General features: G+C 72.3%; 15 protein-coding genes. 11 read left to right on the forward strand and 4 right to left on the reverse strand.

Annotated elements, in window-relative coordinates; translation table 11 throughout:
• Positions 1 to 52: 52 nt before the first annotated feature.
• Positions 53 to 349, reverse strand: a complete 297-nt coding sequence (locus tag ABD774_RS13370) for a DUF1905 domain-containing protein (RefSeq protein WP_345042039.1) — start codon at positions 347 to 349, stop codon at positions 53 to 55.
• A gap of 184 nt (positions 350 to 533) precedes the next feature.
• Here ABD774_RS13370 and ABD774_RS13375 point away from each other — a divergent pair, with 184 nt between their 5' ends.
• From ABD774_RS13375 to ABD774_RS13410, 8 genes are all read left to right on the forward strand, one after another.
• The gene (locus ABD774_RS13375) at positions 534 to 1,307 is read left to right on the forward strand and encodes an IclR family transcriptional regulator (RefSeq protein ID WP_345042042.1); all 774 of its coding nucleotides are present in this window, start codon (positions 534 to 536) and stop codon (positions 1,305 to 1,307) included.
• 162 nt (positions 1,308 to 1,469) lie between these two features.
• Complete coding sequence (locus ABD774_RS13380; RefSeq protein WP_345042045.1) at positions 1,470 to 2,042, forward strand: acetyl-CoA carboxylase biotin carboxyl carrier protein; 573 nt, start codon at positions 1,470 to 1,472, stop codon at positions 2,040 to 2,042.
• On the forward strand, positions 2,039 to 3,475 hold the full coding sequence (locus ABD774_RS13385) for an acetyl-CoA carboxylase biotin carboxylase subunit (RefSeq protein WP_345042048.1): 1,437 nt from the start codon (positions 2,039 to 2,041) through the stop codon (positions 3,473 to 3,475). The genes ABD774_RS13380 and ABD774_RS13385 overlap by 4 nt, the downstream gene beginning before the upstream one ends.
• Positions 3,472 to 4,926: a pyruvate/oxaloacetate carboxyltransferase gene (locus ABD774_RS13390; protein ID WP_345042050.1), complete on the forward strand. Its 1,455-nt coding sequence runs from the start codon at positions 3,472 to 3,474 to the stop codon at positions 4,924 to 4,926. Before ABD774_RS13385 ends, ABD774_RS13390 begins: the two co-directional genes overlap by 4 nt.
• Complete coding sequence (locus ABD774_RS13395) at positions 4,923 to 5,792, forward strand: HAD-IIA family hydrolase (protein ID WP_345042053.1); 870 nt, start codon at positions 4,923 to 4,925, stop codon at positions 5,790 to 5,792. The genes ABD774_RS13390 and ABD774_RS13395 overlap by 4 nt, the downstream gene beginning before the upstream one ends.
• Positions 5,789 to 7,696 (forward strand): PEP-utilizing enzyme, encoded by a 1,908-nt coding sequence (locus ABD774_RS13400; protein ID WP_345042055.1) that lies wholly within the window; start codon positions 5,789 to 5,791, stop codon positions 7,694 to 7,696. Before ABD774_RS13395 ends, ABD774_RS13400 begins: the two co-directional genes overlap by 4 nt.
• The gene (locus tag ABD774_RS13405; protein WP_345042057.1) at positions 7,693 to 8,796 is read left to right on the forward strand and encodes a PEP/pyruvate-binding domain-containing protein; all 1,104 of its coding nucleotides are present in this window, start codon (positions 7,693 to 7,695) and stop codon (positions 8,794 to 8,796) included. Before ABD774_RS13400 ends, ABD774_RS13405 begins: the two co-directional genes overlap by 4 nt.
• A complete protein-coding gene (locus ABD774_RS13410) occupies positions 8,796 to 10,166 on the forward strand; it encodes a phenylacetate--CoA ligase family protein (RefSeq protein ID WP_345042060.1) in 1,371 nt (456 codons plus the stop codon). The genes ABD774_RS13405 and ABD774_RS13410 overlap by 1 nt, the downstream gene beginning before the upstream one ends.
• 7 nt (positions 10,167 to 10,173) lie before the next feature.
• On the opposite strand, the gene ABD774_RS13415 is transcribed toward ABD774_RS13410, so the two are convergent.
• The 3 genes from ABD774_RS13415 to ABD774_RS13425 all read right to left on the reverse strand — a co-directional run bounded on the left by ABD774_RS13415 (position 10,174) and on the right by ABD774_RS13425 (position 13,694).
• The gene (locus ABD774_RS13415; RefSeq protein WP_345042062.1) at positions 10,174 to 11,007 is read right to left on the reverse strand and encodes a formate/nitrite transporter family protein; all 834 of its coding nucleotides are present in this window, start codon (positions 11,005 to 11,007) and stop codon (positions 10,174 to 10,176) included.
• Positions 11,008 to 11,124: 117 nt separating this feature from the next.
• The gene (locus tag ABD774_RS13420) at positions 11,125 to 12,072 is read right to left on the reverse strand and encodes a nitroreductase/quinone reductase family protein (RefSeq protein ID WP_345042064.1); all 948 of its coding nucleotides are present in this window, start codon (positions 12,070 to 12,072) and stop codon (positions 11,125 to 11,127) included.
• An 83-nt stretch (positions 12,073 to 12,155) separates the two neighbouring features.
• Positions 12,156 to 13,694, reverse strand: a complete 1,539-nt coding sequence (locus ABD774_RS13425) for an MFS transporter (RefSeq protein WP_345042066.1) — start codon at positions 13,692 to 13,694, stop codon at positions 12,156 to 12,158.
• 341 nt (positions 13,695 to 14,035) lie between these two features.
• Here ABD774_RS13425 and ABD774_RS13430 point away from each other — a divergent pair, with 341 nt between their 5' ends.
• The 3 genes from ABD774_RS13430 to arcC all read left to right on the forward strand — a co-directional run bounded on the left by ABD774_RS13430 (position 14,036) and on the right by arcC (position 17,346).
• A complete protein-coding gene (locus ABD774_RS13430) occupies positions 14,036 to 15,292 on the forward strand; it encodes an arginine deiminase (protein ID WP_345042069.1) in 1,257 nt (418 codons plus the stop codon).
• Between the two features lie 68 nt (positions 15,293 to 15,360).
• Positions 15,361 to 16,362: an ornithine carbamoyltransferase gene (argF, locus tag ABD774_RS13435; RefSeq protein ID WP_345042253.1), complete on the forward strand. Its 1,002-nt coding sequence runs from the start codon at positions 15,361 to 15,363 to the stop codon at positions 16,360 to 16,362.
• 3 nt (positions 16,363 to 16,365) lie between these two features.
• On the forward strand, positions 16,366 to 17,346 hold the full coding sequence (arcC, locus tag ABD774_RS13440; protein WP_345042071.1) for a carbamate kinase: 981 nt from the start codon (positions 16,366 to 16,368) through the stop codon (positions 17,344 to 17,346).
• Positions 17,347 to 17,517 lie beyond the last annotated feature (171 nt).

A 17,517-nucleotide genomic window follows, 5' to 3' on the forward strand; every position in this document is an offset into this window, starting at 1 on the left:
CGAGAGGTCCACCTCGGGCGACGGTCCGACCGCCAGGCGGATGCGCTCCGGCTCAGGCGAGCCGTTCCTGGAGGTGGACGGTCACGGTGTCACCGGCCTCCTTGCCGATCGCACGGCGGACCTTGGCGGCGACGGGCAGCTTGTGCGTGCCGTCCCCAAGAGCCATGAACGAGCTGGTGAAGGGCTCTCCGTCGATCGTGCCGGTCACCTTCACGAGCCCTCGGGTGCCGAAGTATTCGGCGGAGCCGTCGAGCACCACGTAGGTCCACCCGCCCTTCGCGTCGCTCTTGCGCAGGGTGGAGGTGAAGCGCAGGTCGAGCGGCCCAGCCGGGTGCGCTGCCGCGGTCATCACCGGATCCTTCACAGCGGTAGGTCTGCGGTGCAGGCCGCTGCCGGCTGCCTCTCACCGCCTGGCAGTAGGTTACGTCGCGAGCTGGGCAGCGGCCAGGCTGCGGCGGCGCCTGTATCGGGCCTCGCGGCCACGAAGGACTCAGCAGACCGCTTCGGGGAATAGGCACGTGCATAATTCGCGCATGCGGAACACCGACGTCTCGCCGCTCGGCTCGGTCGACAAGGCTCTGCAGCTGATCATGCTGCTGCGCTCGGAGCAGGCGCTCTCCGTGAAGGACGCGGCCGCGAGTCTCGACGTCGCTCCGTCCACCGCCCACCGCCTCCTCAGCGCCCTCGCCCATCGCGGCTTCGCCGCGCAGGACAGCCAGCGGCGCTACCGGCCCGGTCCCACGCTCGGCGAAGTGATGGTCGAGCCGCTGAGCCTCTCCCGGCTGCGTGAGGTGTCGCGGGAGCCGCTCAACCTGCTCCACGAGGCCGTCGGGGAGACGGTGCAGCTGATGATCCTGCGCGGCGGCAACATCCAGTTCGTCGACGGGCTCGAGGGCCGCCTGACGCTGCGGGTCGGCGTCCGGATCGGCGACCTCATGCCCGCGTTCTGCTCGGCGGGGGGCAAGGCGATTCTTGCCGAGCTCAACCCTGCTGATCTCGAGCAGCTCTACCGTCACGGTCTCCCACCGTGGCCCACCTCCCGGTTCCGCACCGTCGCCGACCTCAAGCGTCATCTCGCCGAGGCGCGGCGGGCAGGGTTCGGCACGAACTTCGAGGAGACCGAGCGCGGTGTCGTGGGGCTCGGTGTGGCCGTTCACTCGTCGGCCGGCGCCCCCGTCGCTGCTGTCACCGTCGCGCTCCCGAGCGCACGCTTCGGCAAGGAGCAGCTGGAGGAGTTCCTTCCCATGCTGAGAGCGTGCCGGGAGGAGATCGAGGACCGGCTCCACCCGGCGCGTCCGGCGGACTGAGGCCGGCACCGAGTCCTCACCGCGCGTCGCTGCGCGTGGGACGTTCGGCCCGCGTGTTCCGGGATGAGGAATGTCTGGGCGAATCATTGCCCGATGAGGGACGCGTTCGTAGTGTCGGCACAGAGGTGCGGTCTGGACCACACCGCCGGGCAAAGGAGCCGCATGGACGTCGACCTCGAAGAGCTGGCCGCGATCATCGAGCAGCTGGACAAGACCGAGTTCACGGACTTCTTCTTCGAGAAGGGCGACCTACGGATCCGCGTGCTGCGCGGCGGTCACCTGGCGGCCGACGTCGCGCCCAGCGCATCGTCGGTCGCTCCGACGGCCGCGACGGCGGGGCCGGTCTCGCGGGACGCCACGATGCCCGCAGCGGTACCGCGGGAGGCCGCGACGTCGGCGCCGGTCCCGCCGGCCCCCACGGTGACCGCCACGGTCGCGCCGGCGACCGCCGCCCCGGCGAGCCCCGTCACCGACGGGCAGCCGGCCGACGGCGTCACCCTCGTCCGGGCGCCGATGCTCGGTCACTTCTACCGCGCGCCCAAGCCGGGGGAGGAGCCGTTCGTCCAGGTCGGGGACGTGGTCGAGGCCGACTCGGTGCTCTGCATCATCGAGGTGATGAAGCTGATGAACTCGGTCCCGGCCGGCGTCGCCGGCGAGGTCGTCGAGGTTCTCGTGGAGGACGGGGCGCTCGTCGAGTTCGACCAGCCGATCTTCGCCGTGAGGCGACCGGGATGACGCGGGTCTTCGTCGCCAACCGGGGCGAGATCGCGCTCCGGATCATCGACGCCGCCCAGCGCCTCGGCCTCGAGACGGTCCTGGGCGTCTCGACGGCGGACCGCGACACCCTCGGGGCGCGACGGGCCGACCGGGTCATCACCCTGGGCCCGCCGCGCGCGTCGGACAGCTACCTCAACATCCCCGCCGTGGTCGAGGCGGCCGCCGGCACCGGGTGCACGCTCGTCCACCCCGGCTACGGCTTCCTGGCCGAGCGCGCCGACTTCGCCGAGGCCTGCGCCGAGAACGGCCTGACCTTCGTCGGGCCCGCGCCGCACGCCCTGCGGGCGTTGGGCGACAAGCTCGCCGCCCGGCGGCTCGCCGAGTCCGTCGGCGTCCCCGTCTCGGCCGGCGGGTCCACGCAGACGGCCGACGACGCCGCCCACCTGGCGAGCACCATCGGCCTCCCGGTCCTGGTCAAGGCCGCCCACGGCGGCGGCGGCCGCGGCATGAAGCTCGTCCGCGACCCCGGCGAGCTCGCCGCCGCCTGGCAGATGGCCTCGTCGGAGGCTCATGCCGCGTTCGGCGACGGCACCGTGTTCCTCGAGCGGTTCGTCGAGGACGCCAAGCACGTCGAGGTGCAGATCCTCGGCGACGACCACGGCAACGTCGTCCACCTCGGCGAGCGGGAGTGCTCCGTGCAGTTCCGCTACCAGAAGGTCGTCGAGGAGGCGCCGTGCGCGGCGTTGCCGCCGGCCACGCGGTCGTTGCTCCACGAGAGCGCCGTGCGCATCGCCCGGGCGCTCGCGTACACGGGCCTGGGCACCGTGGAGTTCCTCTACGACGTCGACCGCGACGAGCTCGCCTTCCTCGAGGTCAACCCGCGCATCCAGGTCGAGCACCCGGTCACGGAGGCCGTCACCGGCGTCGACCTCGTCCGCGAGCACCTCCTGGTGGCGCTCGGCGAGCCGCTCCGGCTCACCCAGGACGACGTGCGGGTCACCGGCCACGCCATCGAGGCCCGCATCACCGCGCAGGACCCCGCCCGCGGCCTGGCGCCGTCGCCAGGCCTGGTCACGCGGTGGCGGCCGTCCGCGGCCGGGGGCCTGCGCCTGGACTCCCACATCTACGAGGGCTACCGGTTCCCCCCGTTCTACGACGCCCTCATGGGCAAACAGATCGCCTGGGGCACGGACCGGGACGAGGCGGTGCGCCGCATGCGTGCCGCTCTCGCCGCCTTCGACGTCGACGGCGTCACCACCTCGCTGCCGCTGCTGCGGTGGATCCTCGACGAGCCCGACTACGCCGCCAACGCCGTGACCACACGGTGGCTCGACACCGCCATGGCCGCCGGTCGCTACGCGGCGGGGCGGGCGCGCGCGGCCTCGGAGGCCGGCGAGCCGGTGGCAGCGACGACGGCGACCGCGGCGACGACCCCGGAGGAGAAGCGATGAAGGTCGAGCTGGTCGACGTCTCCCTGCGCGACGGCAACCAGAGCGTGTGGGGCGCCACGGGCGTCACCACCCGCATGATGGCCGGTGTCACCCCGCACCTCGACGAGGTCGGCTACCGCGCGATCGAGCTGCTCTCGAGCACCACGATGGCCACGGCGGTGCGGTACCACCGCGAGGATCCCTGGGAGCGCATCCGCGTCGCCCGGGACCGGCTGCCGAGCACGCAGCTGGGATTCCTCACCACCGGCAAGCGCTTCATCACCTTTCACCGCACTCCGGACGCGGTCTTCGAGCTCGCGTTCACGCTCCTCGCCCGCCACGGCATCCGGCGCCTGTGGGTCATCGACCCGATGCACGACATGGTGGGCGCCCAGCGCACCGCGGAGATGGCCAAGCGCGTCGGCTTCGATGAGGTGGTCGGGGGGATCTGCTACACCACCAGCCCGGTCCACACCGACGAGTACTACGCCGCGCGGACGGCGGAGCTCGACGCGGGCGACGCGTTCGACTCCGTCTACCTCAAGGACCCGGCCGGCCTGCTCACGCCCGAGCGGGTCCGCAGCCTCGTCCCGATGCTCCAGTCCAGCCTGTCCCGGCTGCAGCTGGCCGAGATCCACTCCCACAGCACCACCGGGGTCTCGCCGCTGACCGTCCTGGACGCCGCGGACCTCGGCGTCCCGACCATCCACTGCGCCCTCCCGCCGCTCGCCGACGGGCCCTCGCACCCCCAGGCCCAGCAGCTGGTCGCCAACCTGCGGGCCCGCGGCCACGAGGTCGACGTCGACGTCGACGCGATGAACCGGGCCTCCGCCTACCTCACGCGCCAGGCCCGCATCAAGAACCTGCGGATCAGCTCCCCGGCCCAGTACGACGAGGCCTACTACCGGCACACCATCCCCGGCGGGGTCCAGTCCACCACCAGGCGCCAGCTCGGCGAGATCCGCCGGCCCGAGCTCTTCGACGCGGTCATCGAGGAGTCCGTCCAGGTCCGCCAGGATCTCGGCTGGCCCATCGTCATGACGCCCTTCGCGCAGTACATCGTCACCCAGGCGACCCTGAACGTCATCACCGGGGAGCGCTACAAGCAGATCTCCGACGAGGTCATCGACCTTCTCCGCGGCGACTTCGGGCCGCTTCCCGGCAAGGTCGACCCCGAGCTCCTCGACCGGGCACTGTCCACCAAGCGAGGACGGCAGCCGGTCAACGACGGCGGGGACATCACCATCACCGAGCTGCGGCGCCGGTTCGGGAGGAGCATCAGCGACGAGGAGCTGCTCCTGCGAGCCGTCATGCCCGCCGAGCAGGTCGACGCGATGAACCAGGCCCAGCGCGAGAAGCCCGCCGCCACCATCGAGCGGCTGCTCGGCACCGTCTCCGGCAGCAGCGCCACCTCTGTCTCCGTCAGCGACGGCACCACGAGCTTCTCGCTCGCCCGGGCGGCGGCCCGATGAGCGGCTCCGCCGGAACGGGCACGCTCGACGGCGTCCGGGCCTGGGTGCTTGACGTGGACGGATGCCTCGTGCGCACCAGCCGCGCCGGCGGCGCCGGGGGAGCGGCCATGCCGCTCGCCGGCGAGCTCGTGGACCTGCTGCACGCAGCCGGGCACTCCGTCGTCGTCTGCACCAACGCCTCCCAGCGGCCGCCGCGCGAGTACGCCGCCCACCTGCGCGACCTCGGCATCGACATCGCCGACGACGACTTCGTCACCGCCGGCAGCGCGGCCGTCGACCACGTGGTCGCGCACCACGCCGGCGCGCGCGTGCTCGTCGTCGGCGACGAGGGCATCGCCGGCCCCGCGCGCGACCGCGGCGTGGAGCTGGCGGACCCGGGCGGCGACCTCGCCGACGTCGTCGTCGTCGGTGCCGCCGACACCTACGCCACCCGGCTCATCAACGCGGCCTGCCTCGCCGTCGACGCCGGTGCGCCCCTCTACACGACGGTCGACGTCCCGTGGTTCCACGGCGGGGTGGGCAGGTCCGTCGCCGTCTCCGCCACCATCGCGGCCGCCGTCGGCTGGGCCACCGGGGTGCGGCCCGCCGTCGTCGGGAAGCCCTCGGCGTTCCTCGCGGAGGCGCTGGGACGTCGCCTCGGCGCGCCCGCGGCGGCGACCGCCGTCGTCGGCGACGCCACCGTCGAGGTCCGGCTCGCCCGGCGCATGGGCGCCACGAGTGTGCTCGTGCTCTCGGGGGCCGTCGGCCCCGGGGGCCTGCCTGACCTCGCCCCCGACGACCGCCCGGACCTCGCCCTCGACGACGTCGCCGCGCTGCACGACCTGCTGTCCAGAACCCTTCCGATGACGCAAGGAGCCCCCTCATGACCGAGCAGAAGCGCTTCCCCTTCTTCGACGAGGCCGCCGCGCCAGCCGGCGCGGAGGGCTGGGAGTCGATGTACCCCTACTACCTGGTCCCCTCGCAGGAGACGCGGGAGCACGAGAACTCGCTGTTCTGGTTCGCCGACACGATGCACTGGTCGCGAGGGTGCCACCCGTTCGACAGCATCGGCGCCGAGGCCGTCTACTACGGTGCCGGGGCGTTCTCGACCCGGATCTTCACGCTGCCCGTCTCCCTCGGTCTCGATGTGCGCGTGGTCAACGGCTACGTCTACATCGCCCCCCAGGGCGTGACCGACCCCGACGAGATCCAGCGGCGCGTGGCGACGTTCCAGGAGCGGGCGGGGCACTACTACGCCAACTGGGACGAGCTCTACGGGAGATGGAAGGAGAAGATGACGGGGGCCATCGAGTCGCTGCGCTCCATCGAGTTCGCCCCGCTCCCCGAGCTCGACCCGGCCGAAGTGGTGACCGAGGCCCGCGGGCGGTCCTCGTCCCTCGCCCTCGCGGAGAACTACCACCGGCTGATCGACGAGTTCTTCGCCATCTGGCAGTACCACTTCGAGTTCCTGAACCTCGGCTACGGCGGCTACATCACCTTCTTCCAGTTCTGCAAGCAGGCGTTCCCGCTCATCACCGACCAGACGATCTCCCGCATGGTCGCCGGGGTCGACGTGCTCGCCTTCCGGCCCGACGACGAGCTGCGCAAGCTCGCCGTCCTCGCCGGGGACCTCGGCCTCACCGGCGCCCTCACGCGCGAGGGCGCCACGCCGGAGGAGGTCCTCGCCGACCTCGGCACGAGCGACCGCGGACGGCAGTGGCTCGAGGCGTTCGAGCAGGCGAAGGAGCCGTGGTTCAACTACTTCGCCGAGTACGGCTTCACCCACGACCAGGAGACCTGGGCCTCCGACCTCTCCATCCCGCTGCAGGGCATCGCGCGCTACGCGACCATGCTCGCCGCCGGCGAGGACATCGCCCGCCCGGTCGACCGGCTCCGCGCCGAGCGTGACGAGATCATCGCCGAGTACCGGGCCCTGCTGAGCGAGGCCGAGGCTCGGCAGTTCGACGAGCTGGTCGGGCTGGCGGTGAAGGTCTTCCCGTACATCGAGGAGCACAACATCTTCGTCGAGCACTGGGCGCACAACATCTTCTGGCAGAAGGCGTGGCAGCTCGCCGACGTGCTCCTCGCGGCCGGCTTCACCGAGCAGCGGGACGACATGTTCTACCTCAACCGGTTCGAGCTCGACGAGGTGCTCGCCGACGTCCTGCAGTCCTGGGCGATCGGCGTCCAGCCTCGCGGCAAGGCCCGCTGGCAGAAGGAGATCCAGCGCCGACGCGGCATCGTGGCCGCCCTGCAGGCGGCCCCCGCGGCACCGGCCTACGGTGTCCCGCCCGCGCAGGTCACCGACCCGTTCGCCGTCATGAACTACGGCGTCACCACAGAGCGCGTGGCCGACTGGCTCGGCACCTCCGACGGCGGGGCCACCGTCCTCACCGGCGGGCCCGGCTCGCTCGGCGTGGTCGAGGGGAAGGTCCGGGTCCTGAAGTCCGAGCTCGACCTGCCGAGCCTCCAGGCCGGCGAGATCCTCGTCGCCCCGATCACCGCACCGTCCTGGGCGCCCGCCTTCGCCGTCGCGGCCGGCGTCGTCACGGACATCGGCGGCATGATGTGCCACGCCGCCATCGTCTGCCGCGAGTACGGCCTTCCCGCCGTCGTCGGCACCGGTTTCGCCACGACCCGCCTCACCACCGGCCAGCGCGTCCGCATCGACGGCAGGGCGGGCACCGTCACCGTCCTCGAGGACGAGGCCGGCGCGGCGTCCGGACCACCGGCGGACGGCAGCGCGCAGGCCGCGGCCGCGGACGCGACGACCACGGGAGCCGGCCGATGAGCGGAACGGCCTACACGATCGACTTCGCCGACGAGGACTGCCGCGACGCCCGGCAGGTGGGCGGCAAGGCCGCGGGTCTCGCCGACATGACCGCAGCAGGCCTGCCGGTGGCGCCGGGGTTCGTGGTGAACGCCGCTGCGTACCGGGAGTTCCTTTCCCGCGACGGCCTGCGCGAGTTCGCGTCCTCGGTCGCGGACGAGCTCGGGCAGACCCACGACCGTGCCCGCTTCGACGCCGCGGCCCGGCGCCTCGAGGAGCGGTTCGCCGCCGCCGAGCTGCCCGCCGAGGTCGCCGCCGAGGTGCGGGCACGGTACCGGCAGCTGGGCGAGACCCTCGGGGTGCCTGACGTCGCCGTCGCCGTGCGGTCGAGCGCCACCGCGGAGGACTCCGTCGGGGCGAGCTTCGCGGGCGAGTTCGAGACCTGGGTCGACGTGGTCGGCGAGGACTCGGTCGTGGAGCACGTGGCCCGGTGCTACCGCAGCGTCTTCTCCGCCCGGGTGATGTCCTACCTCGCCGAGAAGCGCATCTCGCCCGAGGCCATCGAGATGGCGGTCGTGGTCCAGAAGACGGTCCGCGCGCGGGCCGCCGGTGTCATGTTCACCCTCAGCCCCACGAGCGGGGACCGGTCCAAGGTGGCGATCGAGGCCAGCTGGGGGCTGGGCCTCTCCGTGGTCGGAGGGGAGGTCACTCCCGACCGGTTCCTCGTGGACAAGGTCGGCCTCGCCATCGTCGAGCGCACCCTCGGGACCAAGGAGATCGAGTACCGCCGCGGGGACGCGACCGTGCCGGTCCCGGAGGAACGCCGGAACGTCCCCTGCCTCGACGACGACGAGATCACCTCGCTCGCCGAGCTCGGCAAACGGCTCGAGAAGATGCACGGCGCCGCCCAGGACCTCGAGTTCGCGCTGGACGAGGACCTGCCGCCCGGGCGCAACGCGATCCTCCTGCAGTGCCGGCCCGAGACCGTCTGGTCGGGCGTGGAGCGCAAGCCCGTGTTCGACGCCACGGCCGGGATGATGTCCTGGATCACCGGAAGCATCTCCGGCGCGCCGGCCGGCGGCTCCGCCGTCGGGCACCAGCACGAGGCCAGGGCCAGCTGATGGACGGTCGGACGTACTGGGACCCCGAGATCGAGACCAGGCCCTGGTCGGAGACGGTCGCGTGGCAGGTCGAGCACCTTCCCGCCTACGTCCGCCGGCTGCAGGAGCGGTCGCTGCTCTACCGCGACCGGCTGACCGGCGTGGACGCCGGGGCGATCACGTCCCTCGAGATGCTCGCCGAGCTCCCCACGACCGAGAAGGACGACCTGCGCCGGGGCCAGGCCGCACCGGGCACGCCGCTGCTGGGCCTGCAGCAGGCGGCGCCCACGGAGGACGTCGTCCAGGTCATCACCTCCTCGGGGACCACCGGCGGGCCGGTGTACTTCGGCCTCACCGCCGCCGACCTGGCCGCCTGGCGCCGGTCCATCGCCACGATGTTCTTCACCGCGGGGGTGCGGCGCGGCACCACGACCGCCCTGTCGACGGCGATGCCGCTGGTCGCCGGCGGGATGCCGTACGCGGACGGCATCCGGGAGACCGGCACGACCCTGGCGTGGATCGGCGGCCAGACCACCGCCCGGATGGCGTCGGCCATGGACCGGCTCCGGGTGGACACGCTGGTGGGCACCGCGTCCTTCGCCAGCTTCTTCGCCGAGAAGGTCACGGAGCTGCTCGGCAGGGACGCGTCGACGCTGCCGGTGCGCACGGTCATCGGCGGCGGCGAGCCGGGGTTCGGCCAGCCGGAGATCCGCTCCCGCATCCAGGAGCTGTGGGGCGCGGAGCGGGTCAGCGAGGTCATGGGCCTGGGGGACGTCTGCTCCGGCGTCTGGGGCGAGTGCGAGGCGGGGGAGGGCATGCACCTCACCGCCGGGCGCCACGTGCTCGTCGAGCTCATCGACCCGGCCACGGGTGAGCCGCGGCCCTGGGTGGAGGGTGGTGAGGGCGAGGCCGTCTACACGACCTTCACCCGCGAGGCCACGCCCGTGCTCCGGTTCCGCTCCCGCGACCACGTCGTCGTCACCGGCACCGGCTGCTCGTGCGGGCGGCGGACCCCGCGCATCCGGTGCATCGGCCGCACCGACGACATGCTGATCTACAAGGCGATGAACGTCTTCCCCTCCTCCATCCGAGACATCGCCGTCGCCGAGGGCGGAGCCCTCATCGACGACGTGGTCCGGGTACGAAAGGCCGCCGCGAACCAGGTCCGGTTCGACGACCCGATCCCGGTGGAGCTGCAGACCCGCTTCTCGGTGGCCCCCGGCGTGCTGGCCGACCTCGCCGCCCGCATCGAGGAGCGGGTGCGCCAGGAGCTGCGGGTACGCGTCGCCGTCGAGGCATATCCACCTGGCACGTTCGACCGGGGGATGTACAAGAACGCGCTCACCTACGTCGCCGCACACCGGCCTGAGGCGGCGCCGCTGCCCTCCTGACCCGCGATCAGGCGGCCTCGCCCACCGCCGGCTCCGCCGACCGCACGGCGGAGCCGGCTGGGCGCCGGTGCGCCACGTACATGCCGAGCGCGACGAGCGCCAGGGCGCCGAGGAAGTTGCCCACCAGGGCCGGGATCTGGTTCCACAGCCACCAGTCGCCGAACCCGATCGGTGCCCCGAGCATCATGGCCGCGGGGATCACGAAGAGGTTCACCACCCCGTGCTCGAGCCCGAGCGCGAAGAACGTCATGACCGGCAGCCACATCGCCAGGATCTTCCCGCCGGTGCTCGTCGAGGTCAGCCCCATCACCACACCCGTGCCGACCAGCCAGTTGCACAGCACGCCCTTGATGACCACCAGCAGTATCCCGGCCCCGCCGAGGTGCTGATGGTCGAGGGTCTTGTGCACGGCGAGGTCGACGAGGGCCTGCGCGACGGGGGCGTCCGGCGTCGTCCACATCTCGCTCACGGTGGCCGCGAAGAGCAGGCCGAGGACGGCCCCGCCCAGGACGTGACCGACGATCACCCACCAGAACGCCCGCGCCATCTCGGCGGGCCCGGCCCGCCGTTCGAGGACCGCGAGGGGGACCACCGCGAAGGAGCCGGTGACCATCTCGAAGCCGAGCAGCAGCACGATGACGAAGCCGACCGGGAAGAGGAGCGCGCCGGCGACCGGCAGCCCGGTCTGGGTCGAGGCGGTCAGCGCGAGCATGGTGGCCGCCCCGAGGAACATCCCGCCCAGCGTGCCGCGCAACGTCAGCTGGCCGCGGCTGAGACGGGCCTTCTTGGTCCCGAGGGCGACCATCGCCTCGACGACGGCGGAGGGCTCGACGTAGGACATGGGCGGCCTTCCGGGGGCGGGGACGAGACCCTGCCACGCTACGAACGCCCGTCACGCGTGCCGTGGGACCGGCGTCCGGGACCGGGTGTGAGGGCGGTCACCCGGCGGCCGTCACCGCTACGGCGTGCCGCCGGGAGCTTGCCGCTCCAGCCGCTGCCTGACCACGCGGAGGTGGTGCTCCCAGCTCGAGGACATGCGCGGGCCGAGGAACGGCCGGGCGGGCCGGAGGAGACCCCTCGGCTCCAGCTCCGTCAGCAGCTCCACCCGGCAGGCGCCACCGGGCCGGGGCGTGATCCGGCCGGTGAGGTGGACCAGCAGGAGGTCGCTCGTGCTTCGCGTCTCCCAGCGGTCGGGCCGGTCGAGGCGGACGTACTCGATCACCGACTCCCCGGTGACCGCGAACCGCGCGCGGTACCTGCTTCCCGCGGCGAGCGGGCCGGGGGTGAGCGGCTCGACGGCGGAGAGCGCCTCGTTCCACTCGGGCTCGCGCTCGATGTCGGTGAGGTAGTCGAACACCACCTCGGCCGGGCGCGCGACCGTCACCGAGCTCCGGACCGTCACCGGCCGCCGGCCACCGGTCCTGGCAGGGTCGAGCTCCGCCGGGTCGGGGACCAGCCGGACGAGCGGGAGGCGCCGGGTCGTGCGCCGGGGGTAGCGGGCGTAGTCGGGCGCGGTGCTGAGCACCCGCGGCCAGAACGCCTCCGTCTCCGCGGGGGAGAGCTCCTCGGCGCGGACGCGGACCCGCCGGCCGTCGACGTCGACGACGGCCCGTGGCTCGGCCGTGAGGTTGTGGTACCAGCCCGGCGCACGGTCCAGGCCGCTGTTCGCGGCCACGACGACCATCGACCCGCCGTCGGGGAAGTACTGCAGGGGAACCGCCCGGGACCGCCCGCTCCTGCGTCCGCGCGTGACGAGCACCAGCGCCCGACGTCGCCACAGGCGCGCCAGCCGGCCCCGCGTCCGGCGCAGCAGCCAGACCGCGAGTCCTGCGGAGCGGGTGTCCACGACGTGCTCGAGCCGGGTACGCCACGGCGCCGTGGTCGGGTGGCTCGGTTCGGCCGGCACGGCACCACGCTATGGGGCGCCACCTCCGGTGTCAGGGCTTCGGCCTCCGGGCACGCGCCGGCGGTCCGCCGGGACCTCCGCCCTCAGCGGGCGGGCGACGGAGCGGCCGGGCCGTCGCCGGACACCCTGCGGTCGTGCACCGCGGCGACCAGTGCCACCAGGAGGCACACCACGATCGCCCCGTACGCGGCGGCGAACCCGGCCGTCCAGGCGCCGGCGCCCACGAAGCCGAAGAACACGCCGGTGATCATCGCGTTGCCGACGGCGGTGCCGATGCGCTCGGCGGTGGACTTCACCCCGCCGGCGGTGCCGCCGTACGTCGTCGGCACGTCCTCCAGCGAGAGGGTCTGGTTCGCGGCGCCGAGGCCGCCCTGCCCGGCCCCCGTGATCGCCAGGGAGAGGGCCAGCCACCAGAAGCTGATGCCGTAGAGCTCGATCAGCACAGCCACGGCCACGCTGAGTCCGACGCCGGTGATCACGCACAGCAGCGCGCCGATGATGATGGTGCGGCCGCTGGTCATGGTCCGGCGTCCGGCCCACATGGACGCGAAGGCGGAGACGATCGCGTTGGGCAGCCCGATCAGGCCGGTCTCCAGGGCGCTCGCGCCCAGGCCGTTCTGCATGTACAGGGCGACGACGACGAAGATCGACGTCGATCCGAGGAAGAACGTGCCGGCGACGGCGGTGCCGTTGGAGAACGACGGGAACGAGAAGAGCCTCAGGTCCACCATCGGCGCCCGCCCCCGCGACTTGTAGCGGCGCTCCCACAGGACCCAGGCGACGACCAGCAGCGCCCCCGCGGGGAGCAGCAGCCACGCCGCCCCGCCGCCGGACATGAACGGCAGCATGACGCACAGCACGGCCAGGACGAGGAGCACCGTGCCGACGGGGTCGAGGTCGACCTTCTCGCGCGGCCGGGGCGGGACGACCGCGCCGCCCGCCGTGGCGTCCTCGTGCGCGGCCTGCGCGGCCCGCCTCGCGGCCCGCCTCGCGGCCCGCCGGGCGCGCTCCTTGGCGAAGGGGAACCAGCGCAGCGCGAGGAAGCAGCCCAGCAGCCCGAACGGGAAGTTGATGACGAACGTCGCCCGCCAGCCGATCTCCTCCCCGAAGGTCTGGATGATGAAGCCGGCCAGCACCGGGCCGACCGCGACGGAGAACGCGACGACCAGGCCGAACAGCGCGAACGCCTTGGCTCTCTCCAGGCCGTGCCAGTACTGCTGGATCATGCCCATCGTCTGGGGGTTGTACATGCCAGCCCCCACGCCCTGGACGAAGCGCGAGACGTTGAGGAGCTCGGGGTTCGGGGCGAGGCCGCACGCCAGCGAGGCGAGCGAGAACACCAGCAGCCCCAGGACGAAGAGCCGGCCGCGGCCGAGGACGTCCCCGGCCCGGCCCGCGGGCACGAGACTGACGCCGAAGGTGAGGGCGTATCCGGAGAGCACCCACTGCAGGTCGGTGTCGGTGGCCTCGAGGGTGTGGGAGATCGTGGGCAGCGCGACGTTGATCGAGGAGACCGCGACGAGCGCCATCGCGATGGGGATGAGCAGGACGACGAGGATGCGGCTGCGCCGGAACACCCGGTCGGTGCCCTCGACGTGGATGAGATCGGGATCGTCGTTCACAGTCGAGTTGTATGCCACGGCGGGCCGATAAGCCATCGCCCTGTCGCCTGCGGACGGCAGATGAGACGCGAATCTCCACGTGACGTCGCCGCCGGCTCGCCACGCCTGCCGCCCGCGCTCGCGGTGTCGCGGCTCGGTCGCCCTCGCCCGGGTCGCCGGCTCCCGGGCCCGCGCCTGGAGAAGACGCCCACCGTCCGTAAGAACTGAACGCGCGTGCAAGCCCGAATGACTTTCTCGCGGCTGATTTTGTGAGTTTGGGTACAAGGTCCCCTGAACGGCCGTGCAGGAAGGTGTTGGCTCAAGCCATCGGTCCTCGACGACGAGACGAAGGGCAAGTGACGATGACGTTGAATGTAGCGGCCACGGCGAGTGGCACGACCTACCGGGTCGGCTCGGAGGTCGGCCCGCTGAGGCAGGTGATCCTCCACCGCCCCGGCCGGGAGATGATGCGGCTGACGCCGTCCAACAAGGACGACCTGCTGTTCGACGACGTGCTGTGGGTGAGCCAGGCGCAGTGGGAGCACGACCGGTTCGCGCAGGTGCTGCGCGACCGGGACATCGAGGTCCTCTACCTCGAGGAGCTCCTCGCCGAGACGCTCGAGAACCTCAGCGCCCGCCGGCACGTGCTGGACCGCGTCCTCGACGAGCGGATCTTCGGCCTCGGCGCCATCGACGCGCTGCGCAACCACGCCGACAACCTCGACGGCGCCGCGCTCGCCAGCGTCCTGATCGCCGGCATCACCAAGGGTGAGCTGCTCGAGCAGATCGTCGAGCCGGACTCCGTCGCCCTCGGCACCATGCGCACCGACGACTTCGTGCTCGCGCCCCTGCCGAACCACCTCTTCACCCGCGACACCTCCTGCTGGATCTACGACGGCGTCGCCATCAACTCGATGCGCAAGGTCGCCCGGATGCGCGAGACGGTCAACTACGAGGCCATCTACCGCTGGCACCCCCGCTTCGCCGACGGCGGCCAGCACGTGTGGTCGACGGGCTCGGACGAGGGGGCCGCCACCGTCGAGGGCGGGGACGTCCTCGTCATCGGTAACGGCGCCGTCCTCGTCGGCCTGAGCGAGCGCACCTCGCCGCAGGGCGTCGAGCGCCTCGCCGGCCGGCTGTTCGCCGAGGGGTCCGCCGAGCACGTCATCGCCCTCGAGATGCCCAAGGCGCGGGCCTTCATGCACCTCGACACCGTCATGACGATGGTCGACCAGGGGTCCTTCACCAAGTACGCCGGGCTGGGCATGCTGCCCTCCCTCTCCATCCGCCCCGGCCGCACGCCCAAGGAGCTGAGCGTCACCCGTCACCCGGCGGAGGACATGCACGGCGTCATCGCGGGCGCCCTCGGCCTGGCGGACATCCGGATCCTCACCACCCCGCAGGACTCCCACGCCGCCGAGCGCGAGCAGTGGGACGACGCCTGCAACACGCTCGCGGTCGCCCCCGGCGTCGTCGTCGGTTACGAGCGGAACGTCGCGACCAACACCTACCTGCGGTCCAACGGCATCGAGGTGCTGGAGGTCCCCGGAACCGAGCTCGGCCGCGGACGCGGAGGTCCGCGGTGCATGAGCTGCCCCACCATCCGAGAGGAGATCTGAACAACATGTCGCAGGTACACCCGGGGATCGCCAACCCCACCCGCACGACGGCGCACGCGCCGACCCGCATGCCCCACCCCCTCCACGGGCGCAGCTTCCTCAAGGAGCTCGACTTCACCCCCGACGAGTGGCGCTCGCTGCTCGACCTCTCCGCCGCCCTCAAGGCGGAGAAGCGCTCGGGCTCGGAGATCCCGCGCCTGGCCGGCAAGAACATCGCCCTGATCTTCGAGAAGACCTCCACCCGGACCCGCTGCTCCTTCGAGGTCGCCGCCTTCGACCAGGGCGCCCACGTGACCTACCTCGACCCGAGCGGCTCGCAGATGGGCCACAAGGAGTCGGTGGCGGACACCGCCCGCGTGCTCGGCCGCTTCTACGACGGCATCGAGTACCGCGGCAAGAGCCAGGAGGCCGTCGAGGTCCTCGCGGCCAAGTCCGGCGTGCCGGTGTGGAACGGCCTGACGGACGAGTGGCACCCCACCCAGATGCTCGCCGACCAGCTCACCATGCGCGAGCACTCCGGCAAGGCCGACGGCGACATCGCGTTCGCCTACCTCGGCGACGCCCGCAACAACGTGGGCAACTCCCTGCTGATCTCCGGCGCCATGCTCGGCATGGACGTGCGCATGGTCGCCCCCGCGGCCCTGCAGAACGCCCCCGAGATCGTCGAGCAGGCCCGCCAGATCGCGGCCACCACCGGCGCCCGGATCACCGTCACCGACGACGTCGCCGCCGGCGTCAAGGGCGTGGACTTCGTCTACACCGACGTGTGGGTCTCCATGGGCGAGCCCAAGGAGGTCTGGGACGAGCGGATCTCCCTGCTCAAGGACTACCAGGTCAACGCCGAGCTCATGGCCGCCACCGGCAACCCCGGCGTGAAGTTCCTCCACTGCCTGCCCGCCTTCCACGACCGCGGCACCAAGGTGGGGGAGGACATCTACCAGAAGACCGGCATGGAGGCCCTCGAGGTCACCGACGAGGTCTTCGAGTCCGAGGCCTCCGTCGTCTTCGACCAGGCGGAGAACCGGATGCACACGATCAAGGCGGTCATGGTCGCCACCCTGGGGCGCTGAGCCGTGCGCATCGTCGTAGCCCTCGGCGGCAACGCCCTCCTCAAGCGTGGCGAGCGGCCCGACGCCGCCGTCCAGATCCACAACGTCGAGACCGCCGTGAGGGCCCTGGCGTCCCTGGCGGAGGAGCACGAGCTCGTCATCACCCACGGCAACGGCCCGCAGGTCGGCGTCCTCGCCCTGGAGTCCGCCAACGACACCAACCTCAGCGAGCCCTACCCGTTCGACACCCTCGGCGCCCAGACCCAGGGGATGATCGGGTACTGGCTGCTGCAGGCCCTGCAGAACAACCTGCCCGGGCGGCACGTGGCGAGCATCGTCAACCAGACCCTGGTCCTCGCCGGCGACCCGGCCTTCAAGAACCCCACCAAGTTCGTCGGGCAGGTCTACTCCAAGGAGGAGGCCGACGCCTTCGCCGCCGAGCGTGGCTGGGTGATGAAGGCCGACGGCGGGTACTACCGCCGCGTCGTCGGCTCGCCCCGGCCCCAGCGCGTCATCGAGACGCGGCTGATCCGCACCATGCTGTCCGCGGGCGCCGTCGTCGTCTGCGCCGGCGGGGGAGGCGTGCCGGTCATCCGCAACGAGTTCGGCAAGCTCCAGGGGGTCGAGGCCGTCGTCGACAAGGACCTTACGGCCGCCGTCCTGGCAGAGGCCCTCGAGGCCGACGCGCTGATGATCCTCACGGACGTCCCCGCCGTCATGGCCGACTACGGCACGCCCAGCCAGCGCGAGATCCACCGGTCCACGCCCGGGGCGATGCGCGACATGGGCTTCGCCGCCGGCTCCATGGGCCCGAAGGTCGACGCCGCCTGCCGGTTCGTCGAGCTCACCGGGGACATGGCCGCCATCGGCCGCCTCGAGGACGCCATGGCGATCATCGCCGGCACCGCGGGCACCGTCATCACCCCGGGCGGCAACTACGGCGGGCCGGACGACATCCGCCCGCCCGTGCCCCAGCCGCCCGAGACGAGGGTGCGCCGGGCATGAGCGTCCCGCCCCCCACCGACCGCGCCGGACCGAGGTGATGTCCGCGACGCAGCACCAGCCATGACGACCCAGCAGGACCCCGCCGCCAACCCGCGGCGGACAGACGGACCCGCCCGGAGGGGCGGGGAGGTGCGAACCGCGCACCACACACGGAAGAAGGTGCGCGACCCC

Origin of the sequence: Georgenia daeguensis (genome assembly GCF_039537705.1) — a bacterium.
GTDB lineage: Bacteria > Actinomycetota > Actinomycetes > Actinomycetales > Actinomycetaceae > Georgenia > Georgenia daeguensis.